Genomic DNA, 18,504 nt, shown 5'->3' on the forward strand with positions numbered 1-18,504 from the left:
GTGCCGAGGTCCTGGGTGAACTGGTAGCCGGCGGCGAGGTCGGCGTAGTACTTGACGAGGTTGATCGGGTCGCCGAGGGCCGGCCCGTCGGTGATCAGGCGGGGGTGGCCGACCTCGGCGATGGTGAGTTCGCGGAGTTCTTCTTTGTGCTTGACGAGGACGTCGTGGAGCTGGTTGAGGCACTGGACGCGGAACGCGACGTTGGTCGACCAGTCGGTGGTGTCGAAGGCCTTGCGGGCGGCCTTGACCGCGGCGGTGGTCTCTTCGACCGTCGCGTCCGCGGCCTGGCCGATGACTTCGCCGGTCGTGGGGTTGATCGAGTCGACCGTCCGCTCGGTCTCGACAAGCTTTCCGTCGATCAGTAACCGCTTCACAGCCGCTCCTCGTTGATGTCGATCATCTTTGATGACTCGCTCGTCGTCACGGTGAGAGTTCCGAGGTGCACACCGGAACGCCGCCCGCCACGGGTTGTGCCCGCCGCTTCGCTCCCGGTTCGCATCTCGCCCTCTTTTCTCGGAGGCGTGCCGGGGCGGGCGGGCCGAGCGGGCGGCCCGGTGGAGCCTGACACGTCTCGATCGCGTCCTGACCGCCACGTCCTATTTCGTGTCGTAATCCTACTTACGCCAAATTCGGAGTCAACCGTTTGACAGTGGAGTAGACCCGGCCCAGCCGGACCGGAGATCCATGGATCTCCACGCGGCCGTCCGCGGTCGCTCGGGAGGATCTCGGACATCGTCGGAGAGCGCTCGCGGGATCTTCACCGAGCGCCTGGCTTACCGCGTCCCGCAGGCGCATCTCACGGGCATCCGCCGCACTTCAGCGGGCGTCCGACGGCGGGCGGAGCCGTCCGGAAATGGACTTCCATCGCTTTTCGATGTTTCCGTCCGCGGTGTCAAGAATGGCTACGCCAGTTACCGGGTCACCTACTCGCGGTTTCCACCGCTAAGGCACGTCGGGCCGGTGCGCCGGAAAAGCGGGAATGGCCCGTCGGCCCTCGTTCGGCCGGCCCTCCGTTTGGCTGGCGCCGGCTGGGATCTGCGCCGGCTGGTCCGGTGGCCACCGGACCAGCCGTGCCCGTGTCAGTAGGCGCGGGCCACGAGGCAGACGAGATCCTCGTCCCTGGTGTCCGCGGTTGGCAGGGCGCCGTCCGGCGTCTGCAGGCAGCGGACGGTCAGCGAGTCCTCGGCGAGCCGTGCCTCGCCGTCCTCACCCACCAGGTGCCAGGGCAGCCGGGCGAAGCCCGTCGCGGCGGCCTCGACCGCCTCGGCCAGCGAGGTGACGTCCGAGGTGCGTTCGTCGCGCAGCGCCAGGGCCTGCGCGTACAGGCTCGCCTGCACCTCCTCGAGCAGGACGGGGACGCGGCCGGCGGCCTCACCGAGCGGCACCGGGAACTTCTCGGCGGTGTCCCGGCGGGCCAGCGTGACGTTGCCGGCGGCCAGGTCGCGCGGCCCGACCTCGACCCGGACGGGGATGCCCTTGAGCTCGGCGTCGGTGACCCGGCGGCCGAACGACAGACCGGGGCGGGCGTCCAGCCTGGCCCGGACGCCGAGTGCGGTGAGCGCGTCGGTGATCTCGCGGGCCTTCGTGACCACGGCGTCGTCGTCGCGGACCGGGAGCACCACTACCTGGGTGGGCGCGAGCGCGGGCGGCACCCGCAGGCCGTTGTCGTCACCGTGAGCCATGATCAGGCCACCGATCATGCGGGTGGAGCTGCCCCAGGAGGTCGTCCACGCCAGGTGGCGGCCGCCGTCCGGCCCGAGGAAGTCGATGTCGAAGGCGCGGGCGAAGTTCTGGCCGAGCTCGTGGCTCGTCGCCATCTGCAGCGCCTTGCCGTCACCCATCATGCCTTCGCAGGTCATCGTGTTGATCGCGCCGGCGAAGCGCTCCTTGCGGGTCTTCGCCCCGACGAACACCGGCAGCGCGAGCACCGAGGTCATGAACTCCCGGTACACCTCGAGCGCGATCCGGCGGGCATAGGCCGCGGCGTCCGCGGCGTCCGCATGGGCGGTGTGCCCCTCCTGCCACAGGAACTCGCTGGTGCGCAGGAACAGCCGCGGGCGCAGCTCCCAGCGGACGACGTTCGCCCACTGGTTCAGCAGCAGCGGCAGATCCCGGTAGCTCTGCGTCCACTTGGCCATGTACTCGCCGATCACCGTCTCGCTGGTGGGACGGACGACGACCGGTTCGGCCAGCTCCTTGCCGCCACCGTGGGTGACGACGGCGAGCTCGGGGCTGAACCCCTCGACGTGCTCGGCCTCCCGGCGCAGGTAGCTCTCCGGGATGAACAACGGGAAGTAGGCGTTCACCGCGCCCGCGGCCTTGATCCGGGTGTCGACGTCGGCCTGCATCCGTTCCCACAGCGCGTAGCCGTAGGGCCGGATGACCATCGTGCCGCGCACGGGCCCGTTGTCGGCGAGCTCGGCCTTGTCGAGCACGTCCTGGTACCAACGCGGGAAGTCGGTGGAGCGGGGGGTGAGAACAGCCACGTCGTCCACGATATTGGTTCGGTACGACGGGCCGGCGGACACGGCCCGCCCAGGCGACCGCCACGGGCCCCGCGGACGCGTACGGGGCCCGGTTCCGGCCCCGGCTCCGAGACGGCCCGCCCCCCGAGACGGGCCGCACCGGGGCCGGCCCGCCCGGCCCCGGTGTGCGCGGCCGGGGCCGGGCGGGCGGGTGGGTCACCAGCGCGTCACCGGCCGATGGGAAGGGGGCACCCACCGCTCGCGGAATGYGGCGGGCCCCGGCCGGGACAGCGTGCCGGCGACACCTCTGCCGCGCTGTCCGCTGGTGAGCCGTCCGTCCGCGGCCGGCCGGCGGACGGCTCGGCGGACGGCTCAGTGGTGCGCGACGGCGTCCTCGGGATCCGGGCGTGGGACCTCGCGGAAGATGAGGGAGAGGTCCACGTCACCGTGGTGGCTGACGAGGGCGGCGGCGGGCGGGACCAGGATCATGGCGCTGGTCAGGTCGGCCGCCGTCGCGCCGGGGGCGAGGACCAGCTCGTGCTCCACCAGTAACCCGTTCCGGACCGTGACGACTTCCGCCAGCGACGGCGGTGGACCTCCGGATACGGGTCTGGGTTCCGGCATGAGTTCACCGGTGTCGACGGTGTTCATCGTGCATGCTGCCTTCCTGTTGCTGGCGGTCCACCGACTTCGGTGTCGCGGGCGGGATCGGAGACAGGTGTGTTCAGCGCGCGTTGGTCCCGCCGGCGGGACCTGGTCCCGGCTGTGGGGCTGACCGGTGGAGCTGGGGGTTCCGTCGGACAGCCGGTGCCGGCCGGGCCTGTTCGGCGGGCGGAGCGCGGTCGGCGGCACCCGGTGCTTGCGGTGACCGGCGACCGAACTCGACATGAACGATCGGCGACGCGATGGCGACGGCTGGCAGCGCCGTCGCCGAGCTCGCGGGAGTTCCGGGTGGTTCCCTGGCGAGTCCGGGTGAGACCGGAGGGGCGTCGTCGTCGCCGTGACGTGCGTTCGGGTCGAGCCTGAACCACCTCCTGACTCTGCGGTTATGAGGCAATGCTGTCAGCTACCGCTTGTTTGCTTTATAGCAAACGGCCGGCTGGCCGGGAAGGCAAGGGACGATCTCCGGTCAGAGTTGGACGTCTGGTGACGCGGGACGAAAGTCCGGTTCGTATGCGTAATCAGAAGTCCGAAATGGCGCGTTCGCAGTGTCTTGTAAGCGGTGTGCGCGATCTTGTGTCTGGGGGTGGTCTCGTCGGCGGGCCGCCACGGGGACCCACGCCGGCCTGCCGACGAGACGTCACGCGAGAGACCACGCGACCCGCGGCGCGATAGGCCCGCTCAGGGCGCGGCGGCTTCGAGAACAGCCTGGACCCGCGCGAGCGCGTCCGTTACGCCGGTGGCCACCTGGACCGACGTCGGTTGATCGCGGTGCCTCGGGTCGCCCGCCGGCGGCGTCGGCGCCCAGCTTCGCAGGCTCACGACGGGGACGCCCGTCCGCAACGCCAGGGCGACCTCGGACAGCGTGCCCCAGCCGTGTCCGACGGCCACCACCGCGGCGGCGGAACGGACCACGAGCGCGTTCCGTGCCTCCCCGAGACCGGTGGGAACGACGACGTCGATCCACGGGTTGGCCGTGGCCGGATCGTTGCCTGGAAGCAGGCCCAGGGTCCGCCCGCCGGCTGCCCGGGCGCCCCGCGAGGCCGCGGCCATCACGCCGCCGAGGCCGCCGGTCACGACGGTCAGCCCCAGCCTCGCCAGGCCCGCGCCCAGGCGCTCGGCGTCGGTTTCCTGCTCCGGTGTCGCCTCGCCCGGACCGATGACGGCAACCTGTCGCATGTGCTCACGACTCCGTTCCACCGCCGACCATGGTGCCTTTGTGTGTAGCGTGCAACTACTGAAGGTAGCTAAATGGGTCGTGTGTGGGTTGTCGACTCGTGTCGAAACCCATGTCCGGGATGTGTTCCTGTTTGAGTGCGGTTCATGTCCGTCGATGTTCACCCTTCGTTCACTCGGCATCGCTTCGATTCTCGCCGGCACCCCGATCCGGGGGGCGGGACCAGATCCGCGCCGCGAGGCGCGAACCAGATGGACGAAGGATTGCTAGTGAACCTAGGCAAGCGTCAGATCGTCGCGGGCCTCGCCGCCGCGGCGCTGCTCTCTCTGGCCGCGTGTGGCTCGGACGACAACACCGACACCGCGGACGGGACCGCGTCCACAGCCTCCGCCGGCGCGATCGACTGCGCCAAGGGGTCGATCACCGGGTCGGGGTCCTCCGCGCAGAAGAACGCGATGGACGAGTGGGTCTCGGCCTACCAGGACGCGTGTGACGGCGCCACCATCAACTACCAGAGCACCGGCTCGTCGACTGGACGCCAGCAGTTCATCGACAAGCAGATCACCTTCGCGGGTTCCGACTCCGCGCTGAAGGACGACCAGAAGACCGCGGCGGACGCCCGCTGCACCGGCGGTGCGGCCGTCGACATCCCGATGGTCGTCGGGCCCATCGCGCTCATCTACAACCTTGACGGCGTCGACACGCTGAACCTCAGCGCGTCGAACATCGCGAAGATCTTCTCCGGTGCGATCACCAAGTGGAACGACCCGGYGATCGTCGCCGACAACGACGGCGCGAGCCTGCCGGACGCTCCGATCCAGTCGGTGCACCGCTCGGACGGCTCGGGCACGACGGACAACTTCACCAAGTTCCTCAAGGGCGCCGCGGCGTCCGACTGGACCTTCGAGGGCGGCTCCGACTGGACCGCGCCGGGTGGCCAGGGCGCCAAGGGCAGTGACGGTGTGACCTCGACCGTCAAGTCCACCCCGAACGCGATCGGCTACGTCGAGCTCTCCTACGCGGAGAACGCCAGCCTGTCGACCGCGCTGATCGGCAACGCCGCTGACGAGTTCGTCGAGGTGAGCACCGACGCCGCCTCGATCGGCATCAGCTCCGCCAAGGTCGCCGAGGGTGACGACCTCAAGCTCACCTTCGACTACACCACGGCGACCAAGGGTGCCTACCCGATCTACCTGGCCACCTACGAGATCGCCTGCACCGCTGGCACTCCTGCCGACCAGGCTCCGCTCCTCAAGAGCTTCCTGACCTACATCGCGTCCGCGGACGGCCAGGCCGCGATCACGGAGCTCGGCTACGCCCCGCTGCCGGACGAGATCGCCACGAAGGTCCGCGCCGTCATCGCCAAGATCGCCTGACGGATAGAGCTGGCTGACGGGCTGACCAGCATGTCCTTCCGCGGCCGGGGCACCGTCGCCCCGGCCGCGGAACCTGGTTTTCCGGGCGGTCGCCCCGGCTGCCGGTCGATCCGACCGGCAGCCGGGCCGGCCGCCCCCTGAGGGAGGAAGAGTCGAGGTAGGTACGGATGACGACTGAGCCGGGTAGCCCGGCCGACGCCGGGTCTCGGGGGACCGGTTCACCGACCACCCCGGAGGCGGCCACCGCACCAGCGGCGGAGGCCGCGCCGACGAGCACCACGTCGACGGACATCACAGCGGCGGGCGCGACACCGCCGGGCACAACGCCGCCGGAACTCGTGCCACCGGACATCACACCGCCGGCGGACGCCAAGCCGAAGGTCGGCCTGGCCGACGTCGTGTTCAAGAACCTGACCAGGACGGCGGGCGTCAGCCTGCTCGTGCTCATCGCGCTGATCGCGATCTTCCTGGTGCTGCGGGCCACCGACGCCCTGAGCGCGAACACCGGGAACTTCCTCACCACGGAGGAATGGCGGGCCAACGCCGACCCGCCCGTCTTCGGTGTCGCAGCCCTCCTGTTCGGAACTCTGGTCTCCGCCGTGGGGGCACTGATCATCGCGGTTCCGGTCGCGGTCGGAATCGCGCTTTTCATCACTATTTACGCGCCTCGTCGGCTGGCTTCCGGGCTCGGTTTCATCGTCGACCTGCTCGCGGCCGTGCCGAGCGTCATCTACGGTCTCTGGGGCCTGATCGTCCTCGCTCCGCATTTCAACGGGACGCAGTCCTGGCTGGCCGACTACTTCGGCTGGATCCCGCTTTTCAACATCGATGACAGCACGGTCGGACGTTCGATGTTCCTGGCCAGCGTGGTGCTGGCAATCATGATTCTCCCGATCGTGGCAGCGATATCCCGGGAGGTCTTCTCCCAGGTGCCCATCACTCATCGTGAGGCTGCTCTCGCGCTCGGYGCCACCCGCTGGGAGATGATCCGGACAGCGGTCATTCCCTACGGCAAGCCGGGTGTGATCAGCGCTTCCATGCTGGGTCTCGGCCGGGCGATGGGCGAGACTATCGCGGTCGCCCTCGTCCTGCCGGCCTCCTTCAACATCTCCTGGAACATCCTCACTCCCGCCGGAAACACGATCGCCGCGAACGTGGCGAACGGCTTCGGTGAGGCAAACGACATCGGAAAGGGCGCTCTCATCGCGTCCGGTCTCGTTCTCTTCGTCGTCACGATGGTGGTCAACATGATTGCTCGAGCCGTCATCGCGCGGCGTGCCGAGTTCTCGGGACGCGCGGCATGAGCACCGCGACGACGACGGCGCCGACGGCTCCGGTCGGTGACGGTTCGCTGAACCTGCGCGGGCAGACGCTCGGTCGGCCGGTACTCGGTGCCATCGCGGCGGGAGCGGTCGTGCTGACCCTCCTGCTCTACCTGGTGACCTCCATCCACAGCCGGATCCAGTTCGTCCTCATCGCGCTGATCCTGTTCGGCATCGGGCAGACGATCGCGTCGGTCATGGTGGAGGGGTCACGGCGGGCACGGGACCGGCTCGTCACCTCGGCCGTGTTCGGCTCGTTCCTCCTCGCGCTCATCCCGCTGCTGGCGATCATCATCAGTGTCGTGACGCGGGGCGCGGAGCGGCTGGACGGGAACTTCCTCACGCATTCGATGCGCAGCATCAATGCCCGGGAGGCCGGCGGCGGCGTCTACCACGCGATCATCGGGACCCTCGAGCAGGTCGGGCTGGCGAGCGTCATGGCGGTGCCGTTCGGGCTGCTGGTCGCCATCTACCTGGTCGAGTACGGAACCGGTCGGATCAGCCGCCTGATCAGCTTCTTCGTGGACGTCCTGACCGGCCTCCCGTCGATCATCGCCGGTCTGTTCGTGCTGGGCTTCTGGATTCTCGCGCTGGGGCAGAGCTTCTCCGGTTTCGCCGGTGCCCTCGCTCTGACGATCCTCATGATTCCGGTGGTCGTGCGCTCCGCCGAGGAGATGCTGAAACTCGTTCCCGACGAGCTGCGCGAGGCGAGCTACGCGCTCGGTGTCGCCCGGTGGCGGACGATTCTGAAGGTGGTGCTCCCGACCGCGCTGCCGGGAATCGTCACCGGCGTCATGCTGGCCGTCGCCCGGGTCGCCGGCGAGACGGCGCCGCTGCTGCTGACCGTCTTCGGCGCGAACTCGATCAACTTCAACCCGTTCTCCGGTGAACAGTCGGCCCTTCCGCTGTACATCTACTCACAGGCCGGACAGCCGCAGCAGGTCGCGATTGACAGAGCCTGGGCCGCGGCGCTCACGTTGATTATCATCATCATGCTGCTCAATCTGCTCGCTCGGCTCGTGGCGCGCCGGGCGACGATCAAGTAGCCCGTGGTGGCCGTCGTCGTCCGCCCAGGGCGCCAGTCGGCAGTCCGGGTACTGCCTTCTTCCACGAACCGACCGACCGCACAAACACCTGAGTCGAGGTAGCAATGGCCACCCGTATCGACATCTCCGGGCTGACCGCCTACTACGGGAAGTTCAAGGCCGTAGCCGACGTGAACCTGACGATCGAGCCCAAGACCGTGACGGCCTTCATCGGCCCGTCCGGCTGCGGGAAGTCGACCGTCCTGCGGACGCTCAACCGGATGCACGAGGTCCTCCCCGGAGCCAGGGTCGAGGGCAAGGTCCTGCTCGACGGGGAGGACCTGTACGGACCCGGGGTCGACCCGGTGAACGTCCGCCGCAACGTCGGCATGGTCTTCCAGCGGCCCAACCCGTTCCCCACGATGTCGATCTACGAGAACGTCATCGCCGGGCTGAAGCTGAACGRCATCCGCAAGAAGGCACTGCTCGACGAGCGGGTCGAGGAGTCGCTGCGCGGCGCCAACCTGTGGGACGAGGTCAAGGACCGGCTCAACCGGCCCGGCGCCGGGCTGTCCGGAGGCCAGCAGCAGCGACTGTGCATCGCCCGTGCGATCGCCGTCGAGCCGCAGGTGCTGCTCATGGACGAGCCGTGCTCCGCGCTCGACCCGATCTCCACCCTCGCGATCGAGGACCTGATCCAGAAGCTCCGGTCCAGCTACACGATCGTCATCGTCACGCACAACATGCAGCAGGCGTCCCGCGTGAGCGAGACGACGGCCTTCTTCTCCCTGGAGAAGACCGGCGACCCGGGACGGCTGGTGGAATGCGACCGCACCTCGCAGATCTTCAGCAACCCGAAGGAGAAGCGCACCGAGGACTACGTCTCCGGGCGGTTCGGCTGAGATCTCCCGACGTGTGGCCGACGGCCAGCGGCGGGGGCGACGGTGCGGTCGCCCCCGCCGCGCCAGATCACGGGCAGCCCTCGCCCTCGCTGCTCATCGCCGACGACGAGGCGAACGACGAACTGCTACCGGCATTGCGCGGCCGGGGCGTGGAGGTCAGCGTCGTCACCGACGGCGCCCAGGCCCTCGTCGAGATCGGTCGGCTCGACCCGTCGGCCGTGCTGATCAGCGCACGGCTGCCGGTGGTGGACGGCGTCACCGTGATCCGCACGGTCCGCTCGGTGGCGGGCCGGGACACCACGCCCATCCTGTTCGCGGTCGGCCCCGGTGACCGGGAACAGGCCGCGGCGGCGCTCGAGGCCGGGGCGAGCGCCTGCGTGGGCAAGCCGTACCGCCTGCACGAGGTGCTGGCGATGGTCGGTGCCGTCGGCGGCCTGGCGGCCGTCACGGCCGGTCTGGGCGGCTCGGGCGGTCTAAGCGGTTCAGGCACCCGGATGACGCCGGCCGCGGGCCGCGCCGGCTCGTCCGGAGGCCCGGAGGGCGCCGGCGGCTTCGGCGCCGGGCCGGAGCACGTCGGCGGCATCGGCGGGCTCCTCACCGCCGGCGGGACGGGCCGGCCAGGGTTGGCCGGCGCGTTGACGGTCCCCGCGGCATCGAGCGTGCTGCGTTCCGGGCCGGTCGTTCTCGACGTCGACGCGCACGAGGTCACCGTGGACGGCCGCGCCGTCCACATGCCGCCACGGGAGTTCCGGCTGCTGCACCTGCTGCTCGGGCACGCCGGGCGGGTCGTCACCAGGGAGACCCTGCTCACCGAGGTCTGGGGCTCGGCCGACACCGACCCGAACACGCTGGCGGTGCACGTGCGCCGCCTGCGCCGCCGCCTCGGGGACTCCATCTCCGGCGCGGCCGACGGCGCCGCCGCGCAGCGACACGACTCCGCCGACGCTCCCGGCGTGTCGTCGCGCCCGGTTGTGACTTCCCGTGGCCTCATCGACGTTCATCCGCCGCTCATCGAGAGCATCCGCGGGATCGGATATCGCTTTCGGGCCCCCGCTCCGCGCCCGACCTGATTTCGGGGCGGACCATTTCACGGCACTTCCGTGCCTCCGAAGTGCCGTGAAATGGTCCGCGGAATGCGAAAGAGGGCCGCGGCGTCCGGGCGGGAGGCCCGGGGCGTCAGTGTGGAAGGGCGTAGACGCCCGGCGCCGTCCGGCTGACCAGGCCGTCCGTGAGGAGCCCGGCGAGCGCCCGGTCGCGCTGGACGGGCTCGTCCCACACCGCGTCGAGGTCGGCCTGCTCGACCGGCCCGGTCGCCTCCCGGAGCACGGCCAGCAGGCGGCCGCGCACCTGGCGGTCGGTCCCGGCGTAGCCCTGCGGGCGCCGGGCCGGGCCCTCGGAGGGCGGGCTGCCGGCCGCCAGCCACGCGCACCTGTCCCGGACGGGGCACGCGGCGCAGCGGGGCGCCCGGGCCACGCAGACCAGCGCGCCCAGCTCCATGAACGCCGCGCTCGCCCGCGCCGCGGTCTCCGGGTCCGTCGGCAGCAGGTCGGCGACCAGCGCGAGGTCGCGCCGGGAGACCGACGTCGGCCCCTCGGCGACCCCCTCGACAGCCCGGGCCACCAGGCGGCGGACGTTCACGTCGATCACGGCGTGGCGCTGCCGGAAGGCGAACGCCGCCACGGCCCTGGCCGTGTAGCTCCCGACACCGGGCAGTGCCAGCAGGTCGTCAAGCTCGTCCGGGACGGTGCCGCCGTGCCGTTCCAGCATCGCGGTGGCGGCCTGGTGCAGTCGCAGAGCCCGGCGGGGGTAGCCGAGGCGCCCCCACGCCCGCACGGCCTCACCGGAGGGCTCCGCGGCGAGGTCGGCCGGTGTCGGCCAGCGGCTGAGCCACTCCGCCCAGACCGGCAGGACCCGGTTGACCGGCGTCTGCTGCAACATGATCTCGCTGACGAGGACGCCCCACGGCGTCGTCTCGGGCCGCCGCCAGGGCAGGTCGCGGGCACAGACCGCGAACCACTCCAGCACCTCGTCAGCCATTCGCACGGATGTCATCGCGGGAATCGTCTCAAGCTCCGGCACACCGCCCACCGCCGGCCCTCAGCCCGCCCGCGGCCGCCTCCCGCCACCGCACCGCCTACCGCGGCGCTCTCAGACGTAGCGTTCGAGGATGCTCGACTCCGCGAGCCGGGAGAGCCCCTCACGGACCGCGCGGGCGCGGGTCTCACCGACGCCGTCAACCGCCTGGAGGTCGTCGACCCCGGCGGCGAGCAGCTTCTGCAGGGTGCTGAAGTGGTCGACGAGGCGGTCCACCACCATCCGCGGCAGGCGCGGGACCTTGGCCAGCATCCGGTAGCCACGCGGGCTGATCTGGCGGTCGAGGATGTCCGCCCCGCCGGAGAAGCCGATCACCCGGGCGATGACGGTCAGGTCGAGCAGATCCGTCGGTGACATCGCGGACAGCTCGGTGAGCACCTGGGCGGCGTTGCCCGCCCGCGAGCCGACCGGCAGGTAGTCACGCACGGTGAGCTCGCGCTCGGTCTCGACGCCGGCCATCAGCTCCTCGAGCTGCAGCGACAGCAGCCGGCCGTCCGTCCCGAGCTCGACGACGTAGCTCTCGATCTCGTCGGCGATCCGCCGGACCATCTCCAGCCGCTGGCTCACCGAGATCGCGTCACGGACGGTGACCAGATCCTCGATCTCCAGCGCGGAGAGGGTGCCGGCGACCTCGTCGAGGCGCAGCTTGTAGCGTTCGAGCGTGGCCAGCGCCTGGTTGGCGCGGGAGAGGATGGCCGCGGCGCCGTCGAGCACGTACCGCCGCCCCGCCACGTACAGGGCGATGATGTGCATCGACTGGCTGACCGAGATCACGGGGAAGCCGGTCTGCTTCGCGACCCGCTCCGCGGTGCGGTGCCGGGTGCCGGACTCCTCGGTCGGGACCGTCGGATCCGGGACGAGGTGCACGGCGGCCCGTACGATCCGCGCGAGGTCGGAGGAGAGCACGATCGCGCCGTCCATCTTCGCCAGCTCGCGCAGGCGGGTGGCCGAGAACTCCACGTCGAGCTCGAATCCGCCGGTGCACAGGCCCTCGACGACCTTGTCGTGGCCGAGCACTATGAGCGCTCCGGTGTGCCCACGCAGGATGCGCTCGAGACCGTCACGGAACGGGGTACCGGGCGCGACCGCGGCGAGTGTCGCCCGGAAGATGTCATCCCCGGGTGGTCCTGCCATCAGGCTCCCTCGTTGTTCTTCGACGTCCTGTGCGTCGAACGCCCCCACCGTGTCGTGCCCGTCGCCGTAATGGTATCGGTAAGTCGCATGCGGATCAGTGCGGGCTCACAGCGGCCTCACCATATCCGGCAATCACCAAAGCAGGTTCATTCGTCGTACATGTGCGCAATGGCCGCGATAAGGTCCGGTACTTCCTGGACGGTCAACCCTTCCGGCGCCTCTCCGGACCCGGTCGGCACGAGCGCCCGGCGGAAGCCCAATCGGGCCGCCGCGGCGAGCCGCGCACGCACCGCGCCCACCGAACGCACCTCGCCCGCCAGGCCCACCTCGCCGATCGCCACCAGATCACCGGGCAGCGGCCGGTCGCGGGCGGCGCTCACCGTGGCCAGCGCCACCGCCAGATCCGCCGCCGGCTCGGCGAGCCGAACCCCGCCGACCGTCGCCGTGTAGACGTCCGCGCGGCCGAACCGGACCCGCGCCCGCCGCTCGACGACGGCGAGGATCATCGCCACCCGGGCGGCGTCCAGCCCCGACACCGCGCGGCGCGGCACCTGCGCCGACGCCTCCGCCACCAGTGCCTGCACCTCGGCGACCAGCGGACGCCGGCCCTCCACCGTCACCGTGACGCAGGTGCCGGGTACGGCCGCCGGCCCGGCGCCGCCGGACCGCGACAGGAACAGCCCGCTGGGATCGGCGACCTCGCGGATGCCCGAGTCGTGCATCTCGAAGCAGCCCACCTCGTCCGCCGGGCCGTAGCGGTTCTTGCCGGCCCGGAGGAGACGCAGCGTCGAGTGCCGTTCGCCCTCGAAGTGCACGACGACGTCCACCAGGTGCTCGAGCAGCCGCGGCCCGGCCACGGCGCCCTCCTTCGTCACGTGGCCGACCAGCACGGTCGCCAGGCCCAGCGCCTTGGCGGTGCGGATCAGGGCGCCGGTCACCTCGCGCACCTGCGTCACCCCGCCGGCCGACCCGTCGAAGCCGGAGGAGGAGATGGTCTGCACCGAATCGACGACCAGCAGGGCCGGCTGGACCTGCTCGACATGGGTGAGCACCGCGCCAAGATCGGTCTCGGCCGCCAGCCAGAGATCGGGATGCAGCGCGCCCGTCCGCCCGGCGCGCAGGCGGACCTGGGCGGCGGACTCCTCCCCGGTGATGATGAGCGAGCGCGACCCGGTGGCCGCGCTGCGGGCGGCGACCTCCAACAGCAGGGTCGACTTGCCCACACCCGGCTCCCCGGCGAGCAGGATCACCGCCCCGGGGACGATCCCGCCGCCGAGCACGCGATCAAGCTCACCGATGCCGGTGGGCCGCGAGCGGGCGGTCGTCACGTCGACCGCCGTGACCGGGGTGGCCGGCGCCGTCACCGGGGCCGCGGCCCCGATGCGACCGGTGCCACCCAGCCCACCCGAGAACCCGCCGGCCCGGCGGGGGGCGGGTGCCTGCGCCTCGAGGGTGCCCCAGGCCTGGCAACGCGGGCACCGGCCGGCCCACCGAACGGCCTCGGCCTCGCAGGCCGAGCACCGGAAACCACCCGCGGGGTTGCGGGAACCCGCGCCCGCCCGCGAGGAGGCACGCCCTGCGCCCGCACCGGACCGCGCCGCGGGACCTGTAGACGACATGGCGGCCACCGTAGCCGGTAGGTCCGACAATCAGGGCGAGCTCCCACCTCCAGCAGGGCGGGCCCCCACCTCCGGGCACTACTGAGGAGCCCCTCAGGGCACCGGCGAGGAGCTGCTCGGCACCAGAGCACGGGCCTGATCCCCGAAGCCGGGCCCAGCGGCTGAACTGCGGCCTGGCGGCCGAAACGGGACCTGCTCACAGAAGTGTGGCGGGTCAGTAAGTCCATGGACTTACTGACCCGCCACACTTCGTGCAGATCAAGGGAAGACGGCGGGCGGACGGTCGTCGGGGCCCGGCAGCCTGCCTGGCCCCGACCTGGCGACCTGCCCCGGCCGCCGGCCGCGGGTGGGTCAGGCCGTCGGGGCGGTGGGGGCGCCAGCGGGGGCGGGGCTCTCCGCGGGGGCGCCGGGCTCGGTCGTCGTGCCGCCGACCGCCGGTGCGCCGCTTGACGGCGTGGCGGTGTCGGACGGGGACGCCGAGGTCTCCGCGGGCGCCGTCGGGGCCACCGGGCCACCGGAGGCCCCGGGAGCCGGGGCCTCGACCGGCACGTCGAGGGTGACGCTGCCCGCCTTCGCGAATGTGAAGGTGACAGGCACCTCGTCGCCGATGGCCAGCGTCTCGTTCAGGCCGGTCAGCGTGGGCGCCGAGCCGTTCGCGATGTAGATGTTGCCCGCACCGGGACGGATGATCGAGGGCTTGGGCGCCGTGCCACTACTGGCGGCGGGGGAGGAAATCCCGATCAGGCTGTCCTCCTCCGCTCCACCGTTGAACACGGCGGAGATGACCTGCGCCGACCCGCCCTCGTTCGCCGGGCCCGCGACGTAGACATTTCGCAGGGTGACCGACCCAACGGCTCCGCTCACCGAGTTGGTCGTGGTGCGGGCGGAGTTGGTGAGGGCGTCGGTGCCGGACGCGCATCCGCTCAGCGCGGCCGCGGCGACGGCGGCCGCGGCGACGGATGTCGCCAGGGCGGCCCGCGCGCGGACCCGGCCGCGGCGGGCGGTTCTCGGGCCGCCGCCGACTTCCGGGGCGTGGCCCGGACCACCGGTTTCGGCGGCTTCGACGTGCGGCGTCCCATGGATGGTGGACGTCGCGGAACGAGCACCCAGACGGCGGCTCACGGCTCGGTGGCTCCTCCTGCGCAGGGACCGGCGCGCCTGGCGCGTCGGTGCCGATCGGTCGTGACCGGTCAGGTGGCCGTTGCGGGGGCCCGCAGCGGCCGGCGCGCACCGGTGCGGGCCGTCGCGACGTTCCAGTCGGTGGATCGCCGCGTGGCGCACCGGGAGCGCACCCGGTCACCCGCGTCCCAGGTCGGAGCCGCGGGTGCGGGGCTAAGACTAGCCATCCGCGCCCGCTATGTGCGGCCTAGCGTGTTGGGCTCGACATCTCGGACCGATCGGACGGCTGACAACAGATCCGAACGGCCCATGCGAACCCGCCCGCAGGTCGGACCCGTTCGCCGCGGCGCGGGTGTGGGCGGGAGAGCCGTGGCCTCGGGGGGCGGGTCCAGGCGGGTTCAGCTGTCTGACCAGGTCGGCGGGTGGAGCTGGCGGAAGGGAGCCGGCCTGGGGCGGGTGAGCGACCGCGAGCATGGCGTTTCCCCGTCGTCTCGCGCAACCGGATGTCATCTGCGTGATCGGATGTCCGGAGGATCCGCTTCGTCATGACTCGGGCCAGTTGCGCGCACCGAACAGGGGGGCCTGGAAGGGCCCGGCACCCTCGGGGCGGGCCGACCGGATTCCACAGGTCCGGGGGAGAAAGGCCGCAGGGCCCTGGGAGACAGGGTCTTCGGTCCCCGCGGCGGCCGCCCCGTCTTCGGTCGCACGGCGAGTGCGAGCGGGCGGGTGGACGGGGGCGGGAGGCGGCCCGCCGAGCCGGCGCGACACGCCCGGTGCGGACGGCGGCTCCGGGGGACCTTCGGCGGGTCGATGTGGGGCCAGCGGGGTAGGGACGGTAGTGTCGCGACGCTCTTGATGCCAACAACCGGACAACTTCCGCCGCAACGCCATCTGTTTCGCCAGACCGGACACGTCGCCCGTTGATAGCCCCCGACCTGCGCCGATCCGGTCGGGCTCGGCGCCAGGTCTGTCGCGTGCCGTGCCTGCCGGCCTCGGAGGGTGGCCGGAACACGACGGCTGCCCCCTTCCCGTGGCAGGCCAGCAGCGCGCGTCTGACCTGCGGCGATGCGTGCGTGTTACGCTGGTAGAGGCGGAAGGGGCACGTGACACATGGCGTTCCAAGTCGGCGAGACCGTTGTTTACCCGCATCATGGTGCTGCTCTGATTGATGCGATTGAAACGCGCGTCATCAAGGGTGAAGAGAAACTTTATCTCGTGCTGAAGGTCGCCCAGGGCGACCTCACTGTCCGCGTTCCAGCCGACAACGTCGGCATGGTCGGGGTGCGTGACGTCGTCGGTCAGGACGGCCTGGAGCGTGTGTTCGAGGTGCTACGCGCCCCGCACACGGAGGAGCCGACCAACTGGTCCCGGCGGTACAAGGCCAATCTCGAGAAGCTCGCCTCGGGTGACGTGAACAAGGTCGCCGAGGTGGTTCGTGATCTCTGGCGGCGTGATCGTGAACGCGGTCTTTCCGCGGGTGAGAAGCGCATGCTCAGCAAGGCGCGGCAGATTCTCGTCAGCGAGCTCGCGCTCGCCGAGGGAACCAATGAGGACAAGGCTGAAGCCATGCTCGACGAGGTTCTCGCCGGCTGATACCGGCAGGCTCGAACATGCGCGGTCGGCAACAGCGGGGCGGCATTGTGCGCGCCGTCCGACGTCAGCGGAAGGCTTGATGTTTCCGACCGAATCGTGGTTGCGGCGGATTTTCATCCCCGTGGGAGTGCCCCCGGAAGGGGGCCTCTCACCCGTCCGGATCTCCCGGGCGGTCAGGCGCGTTCGCCGCGGAGGCCGGAGTTGGTGAGCACCCGGGTCGGGGCCCTCGTCCCGGCGGCGGGCCGAGGCGAGCGTCTCGGCGGTGGCACGCCCAAGGCGCTGCGGCCGCTCGGGGGCCGTCCGATGCTTCTGCATGCGGTGGAGACGCTCCTGTCGTCCACGCTCGTCTCTCAGGTCGTCGTAGCGGCACCGCCGACTCTCGTCGAGGTGGTGGGCCAGATCCTGGGCCCACGGGTGCGCGTCGTCCCCGGCGGGGCTGAGCGGGTGGACTCGGTCCGCGCCGCGCTCGAGGCGTTGGACGACGACATCGGCGTGGTCCTCGTGCATGACGCGGCGCGGCCGCTCACGCCCGCCAAGCTGGTGGACGCCGTCGCGACCACGGTGCTCGACGGCCATCCCGCCGTCATCCCCGTGTTGCCCGTGACGGACACCGTCAAGGAGGTGGATGCCGACGGCCGGGTGGTGCGGACCCCACCCCGGGACGTCCTGCGCGCGGTGCAGACCCCACAGGGCTTCCGGCGGGACATCCTGTACATGGCCTACGCGAACCGGGACCTCCCGGTCACCGACGACGCCGGCCTGGTGGAAGCTCTGGGGGTGCCGGTGACGACGATCCCCGGCGCTGAGGAGGCGTTCAAGGTGACCCGACCAGCTGACCTGGTCCTCGCGGAGGCCCTGCTGGCCCAGTTCGCACCCGGCGACGGGCAGCGGTGACCGAACCGTCGCTGCCCCGGGTGGGCACAGGTGTCGACGTCCATCCCTTCGAGCAGGGGCGGGAGTGCTGGGTCGCCTGCCTGCTGTGGCCCGGGGAGACGGGGCTCGCCGGGCATTCCGACGGTGACGTCGCCTCGCACGCCGCGTGCGACGCGCTGCTCACCGCGTCCGGCATCGGCGATCTCGGTGCCGTGTTCGGCACTGGTCGCCCCGAGTGGTCCGGCGCGTCCGGTGCGGCGCTGCTCGGCGAGACCGCGCGCCTGCTCGCCGAGAGCGGCTGGCTGATCGGGAACGTCGCCGTCCAGGTGGTGGGCAACCGCCCGCGGATGGCCGCGCGCCGGGTCGAGGCGCAGGAGGCGATGTCGGCGGCGCTGGGCGCCCCGGTGAACCTCTCGGCGACGACGACGGACGGGCTGGGCCTCACCGGCCGCGGCGAGGGCCTGGCCGCCATCGCGACGGCTCTGGTCACCCGCGTCTGACGTTCCCGGCCCGGCCCCCGGCGCCCGACTACCCCGTGCCCGGCGGGATCCGTCTGACCGGACACACGTGACAGTGCCTGTGGCTGTCAGTGGCCCGCGGTCGTCCGAAATGGTCGTGGGCCAAGTCGTGGCCAAAGGGATATGCCTGACTGGCATCGGCGTAGGTTGGATCCCGGGTGGAGTGAGAGGGTGTGCCCGGTGAGTGACTCCCGGAGGAGTGTGATGGCGGCGCGGCTTCCCGAGTCGGTCAGGGCGCTCGCGGATGCTCCGACATACGTGACGCTGGCGACGATCCGTCCCGACGGCTCGCCTCGCCTGACCGTGCTGTGGATCGCCCGGGACGGCGATGAGCTGCTCCTGTCGACCGTGCGCGGGCGCGCGAAGGAGCGTGACATCGCGCGTGACCAGCGGGTCGGGCTGATGTTCCTCGATCAGCGGGACCCGTACAGCTACGTGGAGGTCCGCGGGCTGGCCACGCTCTCCGAGGAGGGCGGCAAGGAGCTCATCGATCAGCTCGCCACCAAGTACACCGGGTCCCCATACCAGTGGGACGGTCCGGATGAGGTCCGGCTGGTGATCCGGGTGGTCGCGGAGCGCGTTCTCACCACCGGCTGAGCCCGCCGCGACCGACCCGGGGGACCTCCC

18 protein-coding genes are annotated in these 18,504 nt (G+C 71.3%); 9 read left to right on the top strand and 9 right to left on the bottom strand.

Annotated elements, in window-relative coordinates; translation table 11 throughout:
• The 5 genes from BBK14_RS25460 to BBK14_RS25475 form a co-directional block, all read right to left on the bottom strand.
• A partial coding sequence (locus BBK14_RS25460) for an aldehyde dehydrogenase family protein (RefSeq protein ID WP_116430149.1) occupies window positions 1-374 on the bottom strand: 374 nt, incomplete at its 3' end.
• Window positions 371-499: a hypothetical protein gene (locus BBK14_RS41420; RefSeq protein WP_275078511.1), complete on the bottom strand. Its 129-nt coding sequence runs from the start codon at window positions 497-499 to the stop codon at window positions 371-373. The genes BBK14_RS41420 and BBK14_RS25460, both read right to left, overlap by 4 nt.
• Window positions 500-1,079: 580 nt before the next feature.
• Window positions 1,080-2,486, bottom strand: coding sequence for a proline--tRNA ligase (proS, locus tag BBK14_RS25465; RefSeq protein WP_071065814.1), 1,407 nt, complete (start codon window positions 2,484-2,486; stop codon window positions 1,080-1,082).
• A 351-nt stretch (window positions 2,487-2,837) separates the two neighbouring features.
• A complete protein-coding gene (locus tag BBK14_RS40635; protein WP_235014764.1) occupies window positions 2,838-3,011 on the bottom strand; it encodes a hypothetical protein in 174 nt (57 codons plus the stop codon).
• Between the two features lie 795 nt (window positions 3,012-3,806).
• On the bottom strand, window positions 3,807-4,304 hold the full coding sequence (locus BBK14_RS25475; protein WP_071065786.1) for a TIGR00725 family protein: 498 nt from the start codon (window positions 4,302-4,304) through the stop codon (window positions 3,807-3,809).
• A gap of 267 nt (window positions 4,305-4,571) precedes the next feature.
• Here BBK14_RS25475 and pstS point away from each other — a divergent pair, with 267 nt between their 5' ends.
• From pstS to BBK14_RS25500, 5 genes are all read left to right on the top strand, one after another.
• Complete coding sequence (gene pstS / locus BBK14_RS25480; protein WP_071065787.1) at window positions 4,572-5,678, top strand: phosphate ABC transporter substrate-binding protein PstS; 1,107 nt, start codon at window positions 4,572-4,574, stop codon at window positions 5,676-5,678.
• Window positions 5,679-5,845: 167 nt separating this feature from the next.
• Window positions 5,846-6,982 carry a phosphate ABC transporter permease subunit PstC gene (gene pstC, locus BBK14_RS25485; RefSeq protein ID WP_116430150.1) on the top strand — a complete coding sequence of 379 codons (1,137 nt, stop codon included), beginning with the start codon at window positions 5,846-5,848 and terminating at the stop codon, window positions 6,980-6,982.
• A complete protein-coding gene (gene pstA / locus BBK14_RS25490) occupies window positions 6,979-8,046 on the top strand; it encodes a phosphate ABC transporter permease PstA (protein ID WP_071065788.1) in 1,068 nt (355 codons plus the stop codon). Before pstC ends, pstA begins: the two co-directional genes overlap by 4 nt.
• A gap of 104 nt (window positions 8,047-8,150) precedes the next feature.
• A complete protein-coding gene (pstB, locus tag BBK14_RS25495) occupies window positions 8,151-8,927 on the top strand; it encodes a phosphate ABC transporter ATP-binding protein PstB (protein ID WP_071065789.1) in 777 nt (258 codons plus the stop codon).
• Window positions 8,928-8,938: 11 nt separating this feature from the next.
• Entirely contained in the window at window positions 8,939-9,997 is a 1,059-nt protein-coding gene (locus BBK14_RS25500; protein ID WP_071065790.1) for a response regulator transcription factor, read from the top strand.
• Window positions 9,998-10,103: 106 nt separating this feature from the next.
• On the opposite strand, the gene BBK14_RS25505 is transcribed toward BBK14_RS25500, so the two are convergent.
• The 4 genes from BBK14_RS25505 to BBK14_RS25520 form a co-directional block, all read right to left on the bottom strand.
• On the bottom strand, window positions 10,104-10,979 hold the full coding sequence (locus BBK14_RS25505; RefSeq protein ID WP_241831848.1) for an HhH-GPD family protein: 876 nt from the start codon (window positions 10,977-10,979) through the stop codon (window positions 10,104-10,106).
• A 96-nt stretch (window positions 10,980-11,075) separates the two neighbouring features.
• On the bottom strand, window positions 11,076-12,155 hold the full coding sequence (gene disA / locus BBK14_RS25510; RefSeq protein ID WP_071065792.1) for a DNA integrity scanning diadenylate cyclase DisA: 1,080 nt from the start codon (window positions 12,153-12,155) through the stop codon (window positions 11,076-11,078).
• A 146-nt stretch (window positions 12,156-12,301) separates the two neighbouring features.
• A complete protein-coding gene (radA, locus tag BBK14_RS25515; protein WP_198541438.1) occupies window positions 12,302-13,774 on the bottom strand; it encodes a DNA repair protein RadA in 1,473 nt (490 codons plus the stop codon).
• A 351-nt stretch (window positions 13,775-14,125) separates the two neighbouring features.
• On the bottom strand, window positions 14,126-14,896 hold the full coding sequence (locus BBK14_RS25520; RefSeq protein ID WP_071065794.1) for a copper chaperone PCu(A)C domain-containing protein: 771 nt from the start codon (window positions 14,894-14,896) through the stop codon (window positions 14,126-14,128).
• A gap of 1,107 nt (window positions 14,897-16,003) precedes the next feature.
• Here BBK14_RS25520 and BBK14_RS25525 point away from each other — a divergent pair.
• The 4 genes from BBK14_RS25525 to BBK14_RS25540 all read left to right on the top strand — a co-directional run bounded on the left by BBK14_RS25525 (window position 16,004) and on the right by BBK14_RS25540 (window position 18,474).
• The gene (locus BBK14_RS25525) at window positions 16,004-16,486 is read left to right on the top strand and encodes a CarD family transcriptional regulator (protein ID WP_006545253.1); all 483 of its coding nucleotides are present in this window, start codon (window positions 16,004-16,006) and stop codon (window positions 16,484-16,486) included.
• Between the two features lie 204 nt (window positions 16,487-16,690).
• Window positions 16,691-17,380 (top strand): 2-C-methyl-D-erythritol 4-phosphate cytidylyltransferase, encoded by a 690-nt coding sequence (ispD, locus tag BBK14_RS25530; RefSeq protein ID WP_071065795.1) that lies wholly within the window; start codon window positions 16,691-16,693, stop codon window positions 17,378-17,380.
• A complete protein-coding gene (gene ispF / locus BBK14_RS25535; RefSeq protein WP_071065796.1) occupies window positions 17,377-17,859 on the top strand; it encodes a 2-C-methyl-D-erythritol 2,4-cyclodiphosphate synthase in 483 nt (160 codons plus the stop codon). The genes ispD and ispF overlap by 4 nt, the downstream gene beginning before the upstream one ends.
• A 222-nt stretch (window positions 17,860-18,081) precedes the next feature.
• Window positions 18,082-18,474, top strand: a complete 393-nt coding sequence (locus tag BBK14_RS25540; RefSeq protein ID WP_012157807.1) for a PPOX class F420-dependent oxidoreductase — start codon at window positions 18,082-18,084, stop codon at window positions 18,472-18,474.
• The last annotated feature ends 30 nt before the right edge of the window (window positions 18,475-18,504 follow it).

This window comes from Parafrankia soli, from assembly GCF_001854695.1.
Lineage (GTDB): Bacteria > Actinomycetota > Actinomycetes > Frankiales > Frankiaceae > Parafrankia > Parafrankia soli.